Genomic DNA, 18939 nt, shown 5'->3' on the forward strand with positions numbered 1-18939 from the left:
AATAATAAAAATGAACTTTCGAATGAAAGTCCATTAAAATAAAAATGTAAGAGTTGCAGTTATTAGAACACTCTAGGAACTGCTTTCTTAAGCAGTTTTTTATTAACTTAAATTTTGAAGTTTTAAAAAATGGATAAACGAAAAAATTTATAAATTTTAGAATTGAAAATTTTATTTGCTTTTTATTTATAATTTAATTAACACAAGTTAGGAATATAATCATTGATATTGAAAAACATTTTTCAATATCTAAAAATAGTTTTAACCAGCTAGTATCTTGAAATTCTAAACAATATTTAAAACTAAATTTATTAGATTAATTTAAAAACAAAAAGGAAAATTATGAGAGTAACAATTGAAGATGTAATTAATAGTTTTAAAACGGATCAACCTAGTGATTCTAAAATAGAATCATATTTAAGAAAACTACGTAGAGATGCATATATCTTAACTAATGAAATCAATAATAATTATCATACACCTAAAGAATTACAAAATTTAATGAGTCAATTAATAGGTAAAGATATCGATGACAACTTTAGAATTTTTGCACCTTTTTATACAGATTTTGGCAAAAACATTACAATTTATAAGAATGTCTTTATTGATGCAAATTGTCGTTTTCAAGATCAAGGAGGAATCACTATAGGAAGAGGCTCTTATATCGGTAATAATGTTGTTTTAACTACACTTAGTCAAGGTTCATATTCTAAAGATCATAGCAAACATAAATATGCACCAATTGTTTTAAAAGAACACGTTAAAATTGGTGCTAATTCGGTGATTTCAGCAGGTGTTACTTTAGGTAAATGATCAATTGTTGAAGAAGGTTCAGTTGTTACTAAAGATGTTGCTGATTATACAGTTGTTGCAGGTATACCTGCAAGTGTAGTTAGAGTGATTGAACATGATGTAGAAGATTATATTCTTGATGAAGAACAAGAATAAAATAATAGACAAAACTGCTTTTTAAGCAGTTTTTTTAATATACTTAAAGTAATCTAAATCAATGTAAAGAGGTAATTTAAATGACAGTTGAAGAACAAAAACAAATCTATAAAAATAAGATAGATGAAATCGCAAAATCATCTTTTAACAACGAACAAAAAGCAATCGCTAAAGAAATAATTGATAATGCTAGCGCAAAATCACTTGATAAAATTTATCAACTTATTATTCAAAGAGTAAGAACAGGTTTTGTTTTTGATGCAGCACCTGAAATTAATCATAATGCAATTTCAATTATTGAACATAATCCAAATTTATCCATAAATTTGGAAAATAGTATTACTCCACACACACACACACACACAGTTTAATCATTGGCGAAAACTATGATGCCTTAAAAAATCTTTTAATCACCCACGTAGATAATAGCGGTGAAGGATTAATTGACTTAATTTATATTGACCCTCCTTACAATACAGAATCATCTAAAAAAGATGGTAATGATTATAAAGATGATTTTGATTCAAAGCCAAGTAAATTTATTTATAGAGATAAATTTTCAAGAGATGGCTGATTAAATATGATGAACGAAAGATTAAAATTAGCTAAGCAACTTCTTTCCCAAGAAGGGCTAATTTTTATTTCAATCGATGATAATGAACAAGCATATTTAAAAGTTTTAATGGATGAAATTTTTGGTGAAGATAATTTTGTCGAGAATTTCATTTGATATAAAAGCGAACATAAAGGATTATCAAAAACAACTTCAAATATTCATGAATACATTTTATGTTATGCAAAAAATAAATATGTTATTCAGCAACTTAATTATTTTAGAATTAGTAAAAATGGTTATCAGGAAATAAATGATTTTTTAGAAAAGTTAAATCATAAATATTTAAAAGATGATTCTGATCATCAATCATCTTTGAAAAATGCAACTAAAGAATTTAAAGAATATTTAAGATCTAACAAAAATCTTTTGTCAGGAGTTTTAAATTTTAATAACTTTGAAATTGATTCTGAAACTAATAAATTTGTTGTCTATAGTAGAGGTGATGTTGGGGGATTAAAAAGTGAAAATTCTAACTTAATTAAAAATTATGATGTGCTTCATCCTGTTACAAAAAAACCTGTAAGAGTTCCCGAAAATGGTTGGCGCTATAACGAAGAAACTATGCAAGAACATATTAAAAAAGGTAATTTAATTTTTGGAGTCGATGAAACAACTACTCCAAATTTTAAAAGATATTTAAATGAATTTAAAAATGTGACACAAGATTCAGTTTTAAAATTTAAAAGCACAGGAAGTGACACATTAAAGAAAATTCTCACTCCCAAAAATTCAAAAAGTGAAAACTTATTTCCTTATCCAAAACCAGTATCATTAATTAAAAATTTAATTAAACTAATAAGTCGTAAAGATATAACTATTCTAGATTTTTTTGCAGGTTCAGGAACAACTGCACAAGCTGTAATGGAACTTAATCAAGAAGATGATGGTAATCGTAAATTTATTTTAGTAACTAATAATCAAAATAATATAGGTGAAGATATTACTCGAGAAAGAATATATCGAATTATTAAAGGAAAAGGCTCTAATGGTGAAACTATCAAATGAGAATTTAATAAGCAAACTAAATATTTAGAAAATAATTTAGTTAATGTTTTTGAAGTAAAAACTTCAAAATTAACTGTCAATGATTTTGATAAAGCAAGGGAATTAAAAATTAATGCAGAAGAAAATTTTATTAAACTTAACCCTGAATGAAAAAAGAAAAATAATTGAAATATATATTATGAACTATCTTCATTATCTCCTTATAAAGATGAAAATGAAGGAAACGATTAAGCAATGGAATTAACTAGAATTCAAGAAAAAGCAGTTAACCAAATTGTCGATTATTTTAAAATAGATGAAAAAATAAAAGTTGATTTTAAAGCACCTACAGGTAGTGGTAAAACATTAATGGCTGGTCACATAGTTTCTAAAATTTTAGAAAAATATAATTCAACTAATAATTTTACTTTTATTATTGCCACTGTTTCTAGTGGAGATTTACCTGCTGCTTTTGAAAAGAAATTAAGAATATATAAAAAGAATTTTTCTTATTCAAAATTTGAAATAGAACACATACTTTCACCTTCAAAAAATAAAAATTCTGATGCAAATTACAATATCAAACTTGTTGACAACAAGCTATATATTTTTGGAAAAGCATCCTTTGGGAATAATACTTTATTTCAAGATCAGGAAATATTTAAAGACTTTATTAATCAAGTGAAAAACAAAGGTAATAAATTAATTTATATTAGAGATGAGGCACACATTGGTTCAAAAACTAATGCTCAATATAATAAAGAGTTAAAAAAGTTTGAAGAAATAATGGAGCATGATGCTGATTTTATTTTAAAAATGACAGCAACACCAAATAGATCACCAGATGTAAAATTTGTAGAAATAAAACCTTCAGATTTAAATGATATAAATCAAAATGATGGAAAATTTTTACTTAAAAATAATCCACAGTTTATTATTAATCCTAATAAAAATTATGAACAACAAAATCTTTTAATTGAATCACTTTCAAAATTTAAAAAAATTCAAAAAGAATATAAATCTTTAAAAGATGATTTTGGAGAAATCAGACCTGCTTTATTAATTCAAGTTGAAAATGAACCTAATTTAAAAAGTAAACCATTGGAAAATAAAAAACATCATGAAGCAATAGCAAATATTATTAAAACAATTGAAGATTATAATTTGACATGAGTTAAATATTTTGGAGAAAGTAATGTAGATTCAAACGTTAACTTAAAAGCCAATTTTAAGTTAACAGATTTATCAATTCCTAATAGTGAAATAGATGTCATTATTTTCAAAGTAGGAGCAGCAACTGGCTGAGATATACCTAGAGCCTGTATGCTAACTCAATTAAGAGAAGTTATTTCAGAAAAATTAACTATTCAAACAATAGGTAGAATAAAGCGCAATCCTTTAAGTGATCTTTCAAATAATGAAATAACAAATAAATATTATATTTATTCAAATAAGGAAAATGATAAATCAGATTTTGATTATTATCAATATGAAGTAAAAGATCAATTTAAAAATGAAGTTTTACCTGTAATTAAAATTACTAATTATGAAGCACTTGAAAAATCTGGATCATTAAAATTAAAAACTGTTTTAGAAAAAATAAAAATATTTTTAAAAGATAATAAACGCAGAATAATTGCTTATGCAAGTAAGTACTTTTTAGAAAATGAATTTAGAAAATTTTCTAGTTCCTCATCTCATATTTATAATTCTATCAAAAGCCCTTTTCTAGTTCTAAGAGAAATTGAAAGATTAGCAAATTCAAAAAAAGACAAATTTAATTTAATTAGTAAAACTATTTTTGAATCATATGATGAATTTTATAAAACTGATTATTTAAGTAAAGAACTTAAATTTAAATTAGAACATTTACAGTGGGTTATTCTAAATGATTTTTGAAATGAAATTAAAGATATTTTTAAACATCATCAAAAATTTGAGCCCAATTTTAATGTTGAATATAAAACATATGAACCAAATAAGATTTTAGAAGTTAGTGAAAAAAGTAATAATAATTTAGATGTAAAAATTTTTCATGATTCAAAATATTTTTTTAATATTGAATTAAACGGAGAAATGAATAAGGAATTACATTTAGATTCAAAACCCGAAAAAGCAATATTTTATGAAGTTTTAGAAGCTATTGATAAAATAAATAGCAGTAATGAAGACGGCAAAAACAATATTACTTTTTGAGGTAAGAACTTAACAAGTGCAAATATATCGGGTGAATATTTAGATAACGATTATAAAATTAGATATAGTTATTTTGACTTTATGATCAAATGTCCTAACAACATTATTTGATACATTGAAGTTAAATCTGAAAATGATATTAATAAAGATAAAACTAAATTACTACAAAAATATTATAAGAAAATGTTTGAAAATGAATCATCTAGAAATAACAAAAGATTTTCTCATATCATGATTAGCATTGCAAAGACCACTAATTCAAATGAACCAATTAATTACGAACATTTTGCAAATTTTAATAATGGTTATATACCTAAAAAAATACAAAACACAGTAACTAATACTTCATCAATTTTAAAACAACTTTTAGAAATAGATACAAATGGATTAAGTTTTGAAGAAGAAAATTTAATTTAATTTTCTAATAAGAAAACAATTAAATAATTTCAGTTCTAAAAATTATTTAATTGAAACTGATTAAATCAGTCAATTAATTGTATTATAAAGTAATGACCAAAACTAAATATAACTTTACAATTGCCACAATTGAATCAATGACAGGTGGACTTTTAGCTGCTAGAATTACACAAATACCTGGAGCTAGTAAATATTATAAAGGTGGTTTAATTACCTATCAAAATGAAATAAAAGAATTATTTAATATTGATACTTCTAAAGGTGTAATCAATAAAGATGTTGCTTTACAAATGGCAATGGTTACAAAAACAAAATTTAAAGTAGATTTAGCAATTGCAATTACAGGTAATGCTGGACCTTCTGCATTAGATAATCAAAAAGTAGGAAAGGTCTTTATTGCTTTTAATAAAGAAGTTTTTGAAATAGATTTTGAAGGCACAAGAGATTCAATTAGAGAACAAGCTGTAGATTTTGTATTGGATAAATTAAATAGTTGAAATATATAAAATATCTATATTTTTTTCGAAATAGAAATAGAACTTAAAAATATTAATTAAAAATCAAGTTTTCTGAATTTGGTTTTTTTAATTCATCACTATTGATTATCAATATGTGTAGTAAAAACTGAAATTAAAAATTATAAATCTTTTTCGATATAATTCACAAAGTGTAAACTTTTGTAAATTACAAAATATTAATGCAACAAAAGTTATATACAAAATTAAGAGAATAATTTGCAGGGTTTAGTTTTTAGTAATTTTAAAAAAATAATAAGTTGAAATTGCCTAACATTAAGATGTCACCTTGCAAACGAGAATTAAGCTGTTCAATTTAAAAATTTGTTTTTTATAATGCTGTGCACAAATCAGTCAAAAAATCTTGCTTTCTTAAATAAAATTTAAATAAAAAAGGAATTGATAATTATATGAATGCAGAATCAAGAACAATAATGGAATTTATAAAAAATGTAGGTGAACAATTTGTTATACCAGTTTTTCAAAGAAAATATGAGTGGGATAAGAAACAACTAGAACCACTTATGGAAAATCTTAAATCCTTGATTGATGACGAAAGTAATACAAAGACTCATTATTTAGGTACCATAGTTTATTCAAAAAGCGAAGATGGTAAAAAACTTTTTATCGTGGATGGGCAGCAAAGGCTTATAACGTTATTTTTAATCATTCATGCACTATACAAAATTTCGGGTGATAAGAATCTAACATCTTATCTATTAAATAAAATAGATGAGTATCGTGGAGATGATAAGACAAGCAGGTTATCTCTTTATGATCCTGATATCAAGGCGTATGAAACCTTAATGTGAAGAGAGTATGATCAAAGAAATACTGATAACCAAAGTAAAATAATTAGAAATTTTAATTATTTTAAAAACGAGTTGCAAACTCTAATTGAAAAAGTAGGAAGCACTACTAATGTTTTAAATGCATTGAAGCGATTTGTAATTGTTAATATCGAACTAGAAAAAAATAAAGACAACGAACAACAAATATATGAGAGTATCAATGCAAGAGGAAGAAAATTAAGTCAGTCAGACTTATTTCGAAATTTTATTATGATGGACAAGGATAAAGAAGGGCAGGTGGAGATATATAAAAAATATTGAGAAAAATTAGATGAACACTTTACTAACAATTCAAAAGAAATGGAAAAATTTTTAAGATATTATCTTGCTTCAGTTAACTATAGATATCCAAAACAGGATGATGAATTGTACAGCGAGCTTAAAAAATATTGAGAAAAAGAAACTCGATTTGAAAGAGAAAAAGAACACTATGCTTTACGCAAAATCACTAAGTACCTAGATTTATATAAACAATTATATTATGATGATAAATCAAATATTTTAGGCAATATGAAAAGTAAAAAATATAATGAAAGGGAACAGATAATTGAAGACATAAGAAAATTTCAGAATGGAAATTCAGCACCTCTTATTTTATATTTTTATGATTTATACCACAATACAAAAATAAATGATGATTACTTTTATGGAGTTTTAAGCGTAATAAATACCTATCAAATTAGAAGGCATTTTAATGGAAATCATGGTGGTGACAGAGATGCATTTCCTCTTTTTTTAGAAAAAATAAAGAATGTAGTTAAACAAAGAGGAGATGATTACAAAAACATTATAGACATAGTAACTTATGTATTAATCAATAATAACATTGGCACTGCAAAAGCTATTCCTAATAATGATCAAATAATTGGTGTATTAAAAAACAAGTCTTTCAATGTTAATGACGAAAACGATGCAAAATGATTACTTTGAAAGATCGAAAAAATGTTTTACAAAAATCTAAATATATCTTCTCTTGATAAGTGGCAATTAGAGCACTTTGCACCTGTAAAACCAACCGAAGATTGAAAAAAAGAACTTAATGATGGCTTTGAATACATGAACATAATTAGAACAATAGGTAATTTAACACTTTTGGATCCTGAAAAAAATACTATTGCAAGTAATTTAATTTGAAAAGATAAAATTGAAAAATATCAATCAAATGATGATAAGACATTACTTAATATAACAAAAGATTTAGTGTTATCGGTGGAAAAAGATAAAAAATGAAATAAAGACAAAATCAAAGAACGTAGCAATGAACTGATAGCAAGATTTTTGGATATTTATCCATATGTAAAATCAAAGAATAGTTATGAAGTTAACACTATTAGTGACAAAAATAATGTAAAAAATATATTTCGACAAAGTTTGCAAACTAGTCAAGAAAAAAATGTCCAGAAAAGCGTTGTCGAATCATATGATACTAATTTAATTAAAAAACAAACAGAATCAAAAAGTAATATAGTTGATAAGAAGTTATTAATACACGAAGATAGAGTTATTTATTTAAAAAGGAATAATGAGACTATTATAGGTTATTTAACAGATGAAAAAACCCAAAAAATTATAATATTTAGAGGTGCGACAATAGATGAAAACACAGTAATTGAGATTCATAAAAAAGATGATTTAAAAGATTACATAATGTGGACTAAAAATATTTGAAATAAATTACTTAGTGAGAATAAAATTGAAAATAAGAATGGTAAATGGGAATTTGTTGAAGATAGTTTTGCATTGTCTGTCACTCAGGCAACTGTATTAATTAATGGATTTTCATCTCGCGGTGATGGTTGATTTTTATGAAAAGATAAAGATGATGAAACAATAGATAATAAATTTAGAAATAAAAAAATATTAATAATGGATTCCAAACTTGAATTAAAAAAGACAATTTTAAAAATGTAAAAAATAATGAATCATATGTTTTTGACAATAATACTTTGCAAAGTGATGATAGAAAAGTTTATCTAAAGGGTGCATTCGGTTGTTTTACGAAAGAAAAAATGATTATAATTTTAAAAAATTCAGTAATTGATGAGAGTGTGATTAGTAAATTACAGGACCCAAAAGTTAAAAATAAAGCACGAGTTAGAAATATTATTAAAAAAATATATAATTTAATCAGTGATAACAGAATTGCATTAAAAAATGGCAAATATGTATTTTTAGAAAATAGTGTTACACTTGATCCATCAACCTCTGGAGAATTGATACTTGGTAGGGTAAATAACGGAAAAGTAGAATGAAAAAATAATGAAAATAAAACAATAAAGGAACTTTTTTATTAAGATTTTAAAAAGTAAAGAACATATCTAATTAAAAAACTTTTTGAACACTGAAATATCTTATAATGTTTTTTTATTGCATTTATATTCAAAAGTTTCTGACTAGCAGAAACTTTTTTTAATACGATCAGTTGGTTATAAAACTTTTTTCAAATAAATTACAATCTCTACAAACAAATTAAAAAATCTTTTTGGTTTATCCATGTATAATCAAAAAGAAAAAATTTTATTAACTTTTAAAGGAAATAGATTATGAACAACAATCAAAAAGGATACCTATATATACTAAAGAATAAGGGTTGACAAAAAGATTATTTAAAAATTGAATCAGGAAAAACACTACCAGATTTAAAAAGTGAAAAATATTTAAACACTGATAACCCATCAGAATTTTATTTATTTATTACTTTAAGGACAGCAGAATATAAAGATATTGAGTTATTTTTATCAATTTTATTAAGCTTATTCAGAACGAGTCAAAATTCAAATATTTATAAAGTCACAAATGAAACAATTTTAAAAACAATAGATATTCTTTCACAATCTTACCCAAATATTGAATTTCATTTTAGTGATGAATTTTTAACAATGAAAGAAGAATGCCAAAATCAAACTGATTTAATAGAAAATAGTGAAGATGATGAGGATGATGATCAAGAAGAACAAAATTCTGTAGGTACTAAAGCAATAGAAAGAAGTGAACGTTTTGATTTTCATTCAAAAGGTATAAAAACTTGCGATAAAATTCAATATATTTATGATGAATCACTGGAAATAATTGTAGTCTCAGATAGAAAAGTCTATTACAATAATCAACTCTGAACAACATCAGGACTTGCTAAAAAATTATTGAAGAAAAAATCAGCAGATGGTCCTGCCTATTTTAAATTCAACGGAAAAATTTTAAGAGAAATACCAAATAACAATCAAGCAGGCTTATTTAAGAGAACTACTACCAAAGAAATTGAAATTACATATGATAAAACTGATGAATTTGAACAAAATTCAAATAGATTCAATTTTTATTCAAGGGGATTAAAAAATGGTGATTTAATATCTTTTTTACATAACGAATCTATTCAACCAATAGTTATCTCTGAACATCGAGTTAGTTATGAGGAAAATAATTATACTTTAACAGGATTAGTAAGAAAACTATTAAATAATCAAACACAAAAAGGACCAGAATATTTCAAATATAAAGGTGTTTTACTAAATGATTTAGAACAAGTATCTACTAATAAAAATACTAACTATGATTTTTCAAGTACAAGTAGTGATGAAAAAAGTTCATTAAAAGGGGAACAAAGTAATTCGAGTATAAATGCAATAAATACTCAGGCAACAGCCGGACCAAATAATATCAGATCTACAGAATTTGATCTTTATGCAAGAGGTTTAAAAAATGGTGATATCATCACCTTCAAATTTGATGAAAGTAAAAAAGCAAAAGTTGTTTCACAATATCATGTTGAACATGAAAATAGAATAGCAACACCTTCTACGTTTGCAAGAATTTTTCTAACATTAAATGGTTGACAAAACGTTGAAAGAAATGGTTCAGCATATTTTCTTTATAACGGTAAATTTTTAAAAGATCTTGATTTTGTCAGTAACAAAAATAAGAAACCCAAGATAGTATTGAAAGAGAGAATTAATTTTTATATTTTAGGATTAAAAAACGGTGATTTAATAACATTTGTAAAAGATGAAAATATCAAACCAAAAATAGTTTCTTCATTCGAGGTAGAGTGAGATAACAAAATTTGATCAACATCTGGTTTGGCAAAAGAATTATTACCAAGATATGGATATAAAAGATCAGAAAGACAAGGTCCTGCTTATTTTAAAGTAAAAGGTGTATTGCTTTCAGAAATGAAACCAATAAAATAAAGAAAATACGGAGATTTCAACATACCGTATTTTTTCTTACATTCCCCACTTATTTTTAAATGTTATAAATAAGTGGGTTTTTAAAAACTTAATACTTCTACTTAGTTGTTCATGAATGTCTTTAACCACTTCATAATCATCTACACTAGGATCCTTTTCAATATCTAAAATATATTTAGATAAATTATGCTCAGCAATGAACTCTATATTACGAAGTTTTTTAGAATTCATACTAGCATTTGTAAAAGGTATAATAACTTTAACTTGTTCATTTACTTTAAAAGCACTTTTAAATTCATTTGCTGCCTTAATAAATAAATCTAACTCAGGATGAATTAATTTTTCACCCTTTTTTGACATTGTTATAAATGAGCCACTTTTAGTTAAAACATCATGAATGTTTTTTTCTAAAGGATTAGCAATTAAATAAATAGCATTTTTGCCAATTGCTATTTTTTTAATAGCTGCTAAATATGTATAGTTACCAGTGATTACAAAGTTAGTATAGTAACTAGTTAAGACATGTTCTTTAGTTAGTCTAATTAGCATTCTATGTCTTTTATATCTTTTAATTAAATTAGAAGAAGTATAAGAAAATTTAGTCTTTTTAATTACCTTAGTTCAAAGAATTAAAGCAGCAATTATGACAACGAATAAAGCCATAAAAAAATAGACTGCAATATCTCCTGGACTAGTATTATTTGTAAAAATTGTTGTTCCCATATGTGGATAAAATTATAAATTTTTTGTAGTTAAAAGTTTAAAAATTACTAAAATCGGTTAAAAATGTGAGTGTTTTTTCACATTTTTAAGATTTGCAAACAAAAAAAAAAAAAAACGCCCAACCTCTATAATTTGATTATATTAGGAGGGCTTTTGGGCTTATTTTAAGGCTTAATTAGCAAGTTAAATGATTCTTATACCAAGTGTTTCAGCTGCAAAAAACAAGACAAATTTAGATTATCCAAAGGAGCTTGTTGATAGGTTAATCGATTCAGGCTTTAATCATTTTCATCTTGATTTAACCGATGGAACAATCACTTCAGAAAATGACTTATCACTTATAAATTTAAACTATGATGCAGAAGATATAACTTTTGATTACCACATTATGAGTGCTAATCCACTAGCTATTATTATGCAAATTAATGAACGTAAAAACACTTATGTTAATGCGCATTATAAATATTTAAATAATATTCAAAAATACATTGCTTTGCTCAAGTCTAAGAATTTATTTGTAGGAATAACAGTTGAACTAGACGATGACTTTTCAAAAATTAGTAATCATATTGATCAAATAAATTTAATAAATTTTATGTCAGTATCTAAACTAGGTAAAACAAATTTAACATTTGATGAAAATGTTTTTAAAAAAGTTCAGGACTTTAAAAAACATTATCAAAACTATCAAGGCAAAATTATGGTTGATGGCTCGGTTAGAAATATTCATCTAAAAAAATTAAGTGCATTGATTGATTTTTGTATTGTTGGTAGTATCTTGCTTAAAAATGATGATTTTAAAAACAACCTAAAAAATTTAAGAAAGGAATTTATCTAATGGAAAAAGATCTGATCAAAATTTCAGAGCAAAAATTAAATTGAATTGATGCACTAAAAGAAGGAGTTCAACTCTTAGAAAATAAAAAATATTGTCAAATGACATACGCTGATTCAATTATTGATGCAACAAATAAATATGGACCTTACTATGTAATAGCACCACTTTTAGCATTAGCACATGCATTGCCACAAGAAAATGTAAGTAAAGTAGGTTTATCTTTAGTAGTGTACAAAAATATTGTTAATTTTAGTGACAAAACTGAGCACCAAGTAAAACTATTATTCACTCTTTGCACAACAAGACCTAATGATCATATTGATATGCTTCAAAAATTTGTAACAGTATTTAACGAAAACAAAAACTTGACCTCTCAAATAATTAACGCAACTACAGTTGATGAAATTCATCAACTTTTAAAGGAAATTTAAAATATGAAATCAAATAAAAATTTATCAGATAAAAGTATTTCTGCTATTAGAGTCTTATCTGCTCAAATGGTAAATAAAGCCAAAAGTGGACATACAGGAATGCCACTTGGAGCAGCACCAATTATGTATGCTTTATTTAAAAATCATTTTGTTGCGGAACCTTCAACTCCAGATTTTTTAAATCGTGATCGTTTAATTTTAAGTGCAGGACACGGCAGTGCTTTGCTTTACGCAACAATGCATTTAGCAGGATTTGAAGATGCTAATATTGAACAACTAAAAAGATTTAGACAAATAGATTCAACTACTGCAGGACATCCTGAAAATGTTATTTTTAAAGGTATAGATGCATCAACAGGTCCTCTTGGTCAAGGTGTAGCAATAGCTACAGGTATGGCTATAAGTGAATCTAAATTAAATACTCATTTTAAAGATGAAAATTTAATTGATCATCATATTTATTGTATTTTTGGTGATGCATGTTTACAAGAAGGAATTTCTTTTGAAGCATTTTCTTTGGCAGGTAGATATAAATTAAATAAGCTAATTTATATTTATGATAGTAATGATATTCAATCAGATTCAAATGTAGAAAGTTCAACGAACTTTAAAACAAAAGAATATTTTGAAGCTCTTGGATTTAATTATTTTCTTGTAAAAGATGGTGAAGATTATGAACTAATTTCTGAAACAATTAGTCTAGCAAAACAATCAAAAGATAAACCTTCAATTATTGAAGTGAAAACAACTATTGGTTTTAAAACTAAATATGCAGGAACAAATAAAAGTCACTCATTAGTTTTAAATGATGAAGAATTAAGACAACTTGAAAAATATTTAAATTGAAATTATGATCCTTTTAAAATTCCTGAAGAAGTTTATAATGATTTTGAAGATCTAAAAATTCGAGGAAAAAATAAATTAAAAATCTATCAAGAAAATCTTAAAAAATTAAGTTCAGAAAAGCAACATAATTTAAGTCTTTTAGAATCTAAGAAAATTAATTTCAAAGAAGAATGGTTTAGTAAATTAAAGTACGAAAAAGCCCCAATTCGGGGCGTTTCAGGTGATGTTTTACAAATTATAGCAGAGCATAATCAACTAATGTTTGTCTCTTCAGCAGACCTTGCTTCATCTACTAAAATGTGAGTAAATAAAGGCTCTATTTATGATGTTAATAATCGTTTAGGAATTAACTTAAATATGGGTGTTAGAGAATTTGCTATGACTGCAATTAATTCGGGAATTACTTTACATAGTAATATGAAAACAATTAATTCAACCTTTTTAGTATTTAGTGATTATTCAAAAGCAGCACTAAGATTAGCAGCAATTTCTTATTCACCAATTACATCTATTTTCTCTCATGATACAGTTACAGTTGGTTATGATGGTCCAACTCATCAGGCAGTTGAACAACTATGAAGTTTAAGATTAATACCTAATCATGTTTTATTTAGACCTGCTAATTTAACTGAAACAATTCATAGTTTTAACTATGCTTTAAATTCAAAAATTACACCTGTAACAATCGTTACTTCCAGAGCAGATTTTTTACAAAGAGAATTTGGAAATAAAGATGAAATTTATAAAGGTGCTTATTTAATTGAAAAAGATCCTAATTATGATTTGACAATTTTAGCTAGTGGTAGTGAAGTTGATATTACTTTTCAATTAAAAGATTTACTAAAAGATGAAGGTTATATTACTAACATAATTTCAATTCCTTCATGAAATTTATTTAAGCAACAAAGTGTTGAATATCAAAAACAAATTCTAGGAAATAAAAAAGTAATTGCAGTTGAATTTGGCTCGTCTCAGCCTTGATATAAACATGCTGATTTAGTGTTAGGTGTTAATAACTTTGGTTTTAGTGCTTCGCCTAATGATGTAATTAATAAATTGAAACTGCAAGCAAAAGATCTAGTAAAAGAAATTTTAGAATTTCTTAGACTAAAAAAATAAAAGGAGTATTATGAAAAAAATCGTAACAGTTTGTGGCATGGGTTTAGGTTCATCTTTAATAGTTGAGATGAACACTAAAAAAGCCATTAAAACTTTAAATTTAGATGAATCTAAATTTCAAGTAACACATCAAAACTTAAATTCTTATTCACCAAGTCAAGGTTTTGATATTATCATTTGTGGACAGGATCTTTCAGATAGCATTGATCCAGGAAATGGTAAAAAAATAGTTTTAAAGAACTTAATGGATTCTGAAGAATTGATCCAAAAGTTGAAAGAAAATCTTTAAGACATTAATTAGGATATAAAAATGAATCAATCTTTACAAATTGATGCAGGTACGTGATTTTTAACTTTCTTTAAAGATTTCATTGGTACACCTGCAATTTTAATCGGACTATTTGCCTTAATAGGTTCACTACTATTAAGGAAAAAAGGTACAGAAATTATTCTTACTTTATTTAAAACTATCGCTGGCTTTCTAATCCTAGGTGGAGGTGCTGGTGTTTTAGTAGGAAGTTTATCTAACTTTCAAGTTTTATTTGTTGACTTATTCCAAGTCCAAGGTGTGATTCCTAATAATGATGCTTTTGCAGGACAATTATTTGAAATTGCCCCTGCAATTGCTCAACTAGGATCAATCATCATGGTTGTTTCGATGCTCTTTAACTTGTTATTAGCATATACTAGTCGTTATAAATACATTTTCTTAAGTGGTCACGTGTTATTTTACATGTCTTTAATGTTAGCAGGCGTGATGGTTTTAAGTGGTTTTGACTTAAATGTTGCTTCTGATTATGCAACTGCTTTAGTTGCTTCATCAGTAATTATGGCAACCTACATGGTAATTTCTTGTGCAGCAACTTCTAAATATGTACAAAGAATTACAGGTGCTAAAGATATTTCAATGGCACATACAGGAAGTATTGGTTATGTAATGTCAGGGCTAATTGGCGACATGATTTATCGTTCTAAAAAAGGTAAAGTAAAATCAACTGAAGAAATTAAGTTTCCAAAATGATTATCATTTTTTAGAAATACTTTTGCTTCAATGGCAATTACAATGTTAATTGTCTTTGCCATTGTTTACATTCCTCAAGGGATTATGTATCAAACAGGTGTTAAAACTATTACAGCTGCAACTAATGAAGCAACAGCAGCAACTTTAACAAATCTTTTTGGAGCAAGTGCTTCCAAAAACTGATTAGTGCAAAACATTTTAGATGCTTTCACTTTTGCAGCAGGAGTAGAAATCATGCTTTTTGGTGTACGCATGATTATTGGTGAATTAGTGCCTGCTTTCAAAGGAATTTCTGATAAGTGAATCAAGAATTCTAAAGCAGGACTAGATTGCCCAATTGTCTTTCCTTATGCACCAAATGCTGTTTTAATAGGCTTTTTATCCTCGTTTGGAGCAGGTTTAGTCGGCATTGGAATTACAATTGGTTTTGCAGCAGGATCAAGAGTAGTTAATAACGGAGCAATTATCATTGCCCCTGTGATTATTCCAGGGATAGTTGCCCACTTTTTCTTAGGGGCAACATCAGGAGTTTTTGGTAATTCAAAAGGTGGTATTTTAGGAGCAATCATTGGTCCATTTATTCATGGTTTAATAATTACTTTCGTACCAATAATCTTTGTCATGACTGCTTGAAGCCCTTCTTCAACATTAGGTTGAGGAGATAGTGATTATTTAATCGGAATTGTTCCAGGAGTTTTAGGTTATCGAACTTTAGTTGCTTCAAATACCAATATGGCAAGAGGTTTAGTCTTAGGAATACCAATTACAATTTATGTTTTATTATCTTTAGAAGGCTTATTCAAACGCTTTTACATGGATAAAAAAGATTTAACTTATAGAAAAATCTTTTTTAAAAATTCTAAGCTAGTTTCAGCAAATGAAGCACCAACTGAACCTTCAGATTCAGTTGAATAAATTGAACAAAAATCAGCAAATTTACTTGCTGATTTTCTTTTGCCTTAACTTATAAAAACCAAGTAGAATGCAAATTTTTTTGAAAAAAGTTTTTTATGCTTAATTTTATCTAGCAAGAAAAAACTATTAATTATGTTTTAAATAGTTATAAAATATTTATATTTTTATTATTAATATCAAATTTAAACAGATTTTAAAGAAGACAAATTTTTAGGAAAATATTTGAAAAATATTTTCCAAAACTAGTCAAAAATTTTATTGCTATAGAGAAGGGATAAACCTTTTCAAATAATAATCAAATTTAGCAAACTAGTAAAGGAAAGATATGGAAGAAATAATCCTTGTCAAAACCATTAAAGAAGCACAAAAAATCATGACTACCTTCTTCAAAAATCATGAAGATTTTGAAATTGTTAAAAAAGTTTATGAAAATAACGAACACTACTTTATAATAAAATCAAAGACTGAGAAAGATAAAGGAGGAACTATGACTGATGGCAAAATCATAATGAAAATGATTAGTGATTTAACAATAGCGGTTAATGGAATATCAGCAAGATTAGATAAGGTGGAAGAAAGATTAGATAATTTAGAATCTAGGTTAGATAAAGTTGAAAAAAGGATAGATAATTTAGAAGAAACGGTAAATGGCTTAATTAAAAACTTCGAAACATTATCTAATGTTGTTTCAGGATTAATCACAACTGTTACTCAACTATCAAATACTGTCGCTATCTTATCAGATAAGGTTGAAAAGTTAGATAAACGTGTAGATGATCTAACGATTAAAACCGAAGAAGGCTTTAAAAAAGTTTGAAAAGAAATTAACTTTATAAAAATTGAACTAAGTTCTTTAAGAAGTGATTTTAACCTTCATGTACAAGACTTTAATGAATTTAGAATTTCAGTTAATGATCGCCTTGACAGACTTGAAGATGACATGAAATATGTAAAAGGTGTTTTAGTAAGAAACAACCTAAAATAGTTTTTACATTTTAACTACAGATAAATTATTTAAATCATCAGCAAAATATTGTTGATGCTTTTTTTAATTATGTTATAATTACTTTGTCAAGAAAATTGACATAGGAGTTTAATAAATGAAATTAAAAAAATATTTAACTGAATTAACTGTTTATTGAAATAGTGAAAAAGATGAAAGTAGTTGTGGATGTGCCCTTAAAAAGGCTTTAAATAATTGACAACTACCAAGAAGAACTAATTTAAACATTAGTTCTTCATCGATTGAAAATGGTTATTGAAAACCTGAAGCAATTGCTGAATATTTGCATGAGCTTTATCCTAATAGTGAAGGTAAAAGCCCTCATTTAAAATGGGATAAAGTAGATAGTGCAAAAGCATATGCAGTCTTAATTAATGACTGAGAAGCTGCTAATGTAATTGGTACACCTTTTCTACATTGGCTAGTTGCTAATGTAGAAACTAATGAATTAGAACTTAATTCTTCTAAGTTAAATCCTAATTTAGAGCAAGGATTTAATTCGTTAGCTTCATCTAAATTAACAAGAATAACTGATAAAGAAAAAGCAAAAAAAGAAGCCTTAAAGCATGCTAATTATACTGGTCCAGGTGCACCTGATAAAAGCCATAATTATGAAATTAGCGTTTATGCTTTAAGTGAGAAATTAGACCTACCTAAACCTTTTTACTATGCTGATTTGCATCAAGCAATGCACGGTAAAGTTATTGCTTGAGATAGTGTTAGTGCTAAATTAAAACACCCTAATGATATGATAAATTATCATTATTATGAATTTTTTGCACCTAGCAAAAAATATAATTCTGAACAGATAATTATTAAGTCAAAAAGTGTTGATGATGCTAATTATTTAAATTCTATAAACGCTTATAAGGATGATGCACCTAGCTTAGAACTGACTTGAAATAAAATAAAAGATGCTAATTATTATTCATTAGTTTTAATGAATAATGAAGCAAAAGAAGTAACAGATGGTAATCCTTTTATAAACTGATTAGTAACAAATATTGATGAAAATAATCTAGAAGAAAACGCTGGTTTATTAAATAAAAAAATTATTCAAGGTCATTCTAGTGCAACAAGAAATTTTGACTTTAAAGCTTATAATCCACCTTATTTAGATGTTAAAGATTTAGTAAATCATGAAGGTGATCGCTATCATGGACCTACTTCAGAATCTGATGAAACCACTTATACAATTTATCTTTATGCACATCAAGATAAATTAAATCTAAAGCAAGAATTTAAATTAGGGGACTTATCTAGAGAACTTCATGGCAAAGTATTTGCTGAAGGAATTTACTTTTTTAAAGTTAAAAAAGCAAATTAAATTAA

At 26.0% G+C, this 18939-nt stretch carries 16 protein-coding genes; 15 read left to right on the forward strand and 1 reads right to left on the reverse strand.

Translation table 4 applies throughout. From position 1 onward, the window contains the following. Positions 1-342: 342 nt before the first annotated feature. The 8 genes from CJJ23_RS01095 to CJJ23_RS01130 all read left to right on the forward strand — a co-directional run bounded on the left by CJJ23_RS01095 (position 343) and on the right by CJJ23_RS01130 (position 10711). Positions 343-948: a DapH/DapD/GlmU-related protein gene (locus CJJ23_RS01095; RefSeq protein WP_095334548.1), complete on the forward strand. Its 606-nt coding sequence runs from the start codon at positions 343-345 to the stop codon at positions 946-948. A gap of 80 nt (positions 949-1028) precedes the next feature. Next, entirely contained in the window at positions 1029-1319 is a 291-nt protein-coding gene (locus tag CJJ23_RS01100; RefSeq protein ID WP_095334549.1) for a hypothetical protein, read from the forward strand. An 80-nt stretch (positions 1320-1399) separates the two neighbouring features. After that, positions 1400-2800 (forward strand): site-specific DNA-methyltransferase, encoded by a 1401-nt coding sequence (locus tag CJJ23_RS01105; protein WP_272937917.1) that lies wholly within the window; start codon positions 1400-1402, stop codon positions 2798-2800. Positions 2801-2803: 3 nt separating this feature from the next. Then, positions 2804-5161 (forward strand): DEAD/DEAH box helicase family protein, encoded by a 2358-nt coding sequence (locus CJJ23_RS01110; protein ID WP_095334551.1) that lies wholly within the window; start codon positions 2804-2806, stop codon positions 5159-5161. 92 nt (positions 5162-5253) lie between these two features. Next, positions 5254-5667, forward strand: a complete 414-nt coding sequence (locus CJJ23_RS01115) for a CinA family protein (protein WP_095334552.1) — start codon at positions 5254-5256, stop codon at positions 5665-5667. Positions 5668-6086: 419 nt separating this feature from the next. Next, entirely contained in the window at positions 6087-8438 is a 2352-nt protein-coding gene (locus CJJ23_RS01120) for a DUF262 domain-containing protein (protein ID WP_095334553.1), read from the forward strand. Between the two features lie 35 nt (positions 8439-8473). Beyond that, positions 8474-8821 (forward strand): DUF4357 domain-containing protein, encoded by a 348-nt coding sequence (locus tag CJJ23_RS01125; RefSeq protein WP_143823598.1) that lies wholly within the window; start codon positions 8474-8476, stop codon positions 8819-8821. 249 nt (positions 8822-9070) lie between these two features. Further along, complete coding sequence (locus tag CJJ23_RS01130) at positions 9071-10711, forward strand: hypothetical protein (protein ID WP_095334555.1); 1641 nt, start codon at positions 9071-9073, stop codon at positions 10709-10711. 36 nt (positions 10712-10747) lie between these two features. Here CJJ23_RS01130 and CJJ23_RS01135 read toward each other — a convergent pair whose 3' ends face one another. Then, positions 10748-11434, reverse strand: coding sequence for a hypothetical protein (locus CJJ23_RS01135; protein ID WP_095334556.1), 687 nt, complete (start codon positions 11432-11434; stop codon positions 10748-10750). 187 nt (positions 11435-11621) lie between these two features. Between CJJ23_RS01135 and CJJ23_RS01140 the strand changes: the two genes are divergently transcribed. The 7 genes from CJJ23_RS01140 (at position 11622) to CJJ23_RS01170 (ending at position 18934) form a co-directional block, all read left to right on the forward strand. Then, the gene (locus tag CJJ23_RS01140) at positions 11622-12272 is read left to right on the forward strand and encodes a hypothetical protein (protein WP_095334557.1); all 651 of its coding nucleotides are present in this window, start codon (positions 11622-11624) and stop codon (positions 12270-12272) included. Next, complete coding sequence (locus CJJ23_RS01145; RefSeq protein WP_095334558.1) at positions 12272-12703, forward strand: PTS sugar transporter subunit IIA; 432 nt, start codon at positions 12272-12274, stop codon at positions 12701-12703. Before CJJ23_RS01140 ends, CJJ23_RS01145 begins: the two co-directional genes overlap by 1 nt. A 3-nt stretch (positions 12704-12706) precedes the next feature. Further along, on the forward strand, positions 12707-14668 hold the full coding sequence (locus tag CJJ23_RS01150; RefSeq protein ID WP_095334559.1) for a transketolase family protein: 1962 nt from the start codon (positions 12707-12709) through the stop codon (positions 14666-14668). A 10-nt stretch (positions 14669-14678) separates the two neighbouring features. Then, positions 14679-14957, forward strand: a complete 279-nt coding sequence (locus CJJ23_RS01155; RefSeq protein WP_095334560.1) for a PTS sugar transporter subunit IIB — start codon at positions 14679-14681, stop codon at positions 14955-14957. Between the two features lie 21 nt (positions 14958-14978). Beyond that, positions 14979-16604 carry a PTS ascorbate transporter subunit IIC gene (locus tag CJJ23_RS01160; protein ID WP_234805540.1) on the forward strand — a complete coding sequence of 542 codons (1626 nt, stop codon included), beginning with the start codon at positions 14979-14981 and terminating at the stop codon, positions 16602-16604. Between the two features lie 325 nt (positions 16605-16929). Further along, positions 16930-17589, forward strand: a complete 660-nt coding sequence (locus CJJ23_RS01165; RefSeq protein WP_095334561.1) for a hypothetical protein — start codon at positions 16930-16932, stop codon at positions 17587-17589. 115 nt (positions 17590-17704) lie between these two features. Then, positions 17705-18934, forward strand: coding sequence for a YbhB/YbcL family Raf kinase inhibitor-like protein (locus tag CJJ23_RS01170; protein WP_095334562.1), 1230 nt, complete (start codon positions 17705-17707; stop codon positions 18932-18934). The last annotated feature ends 5 nt before the right edge of the window (positions 18935-18939 follow it).

This window comes from Mycoplasmopsis agassizii (assembly GCF_002276225.1).
GTDB lineage: Bacteria > Bacillota_I > Bacilli_A > Mycoplasmatales > Metamycoplasmataceae > Mycoplasmopsis_B > Mycoplasmopsis_B agassizii_A.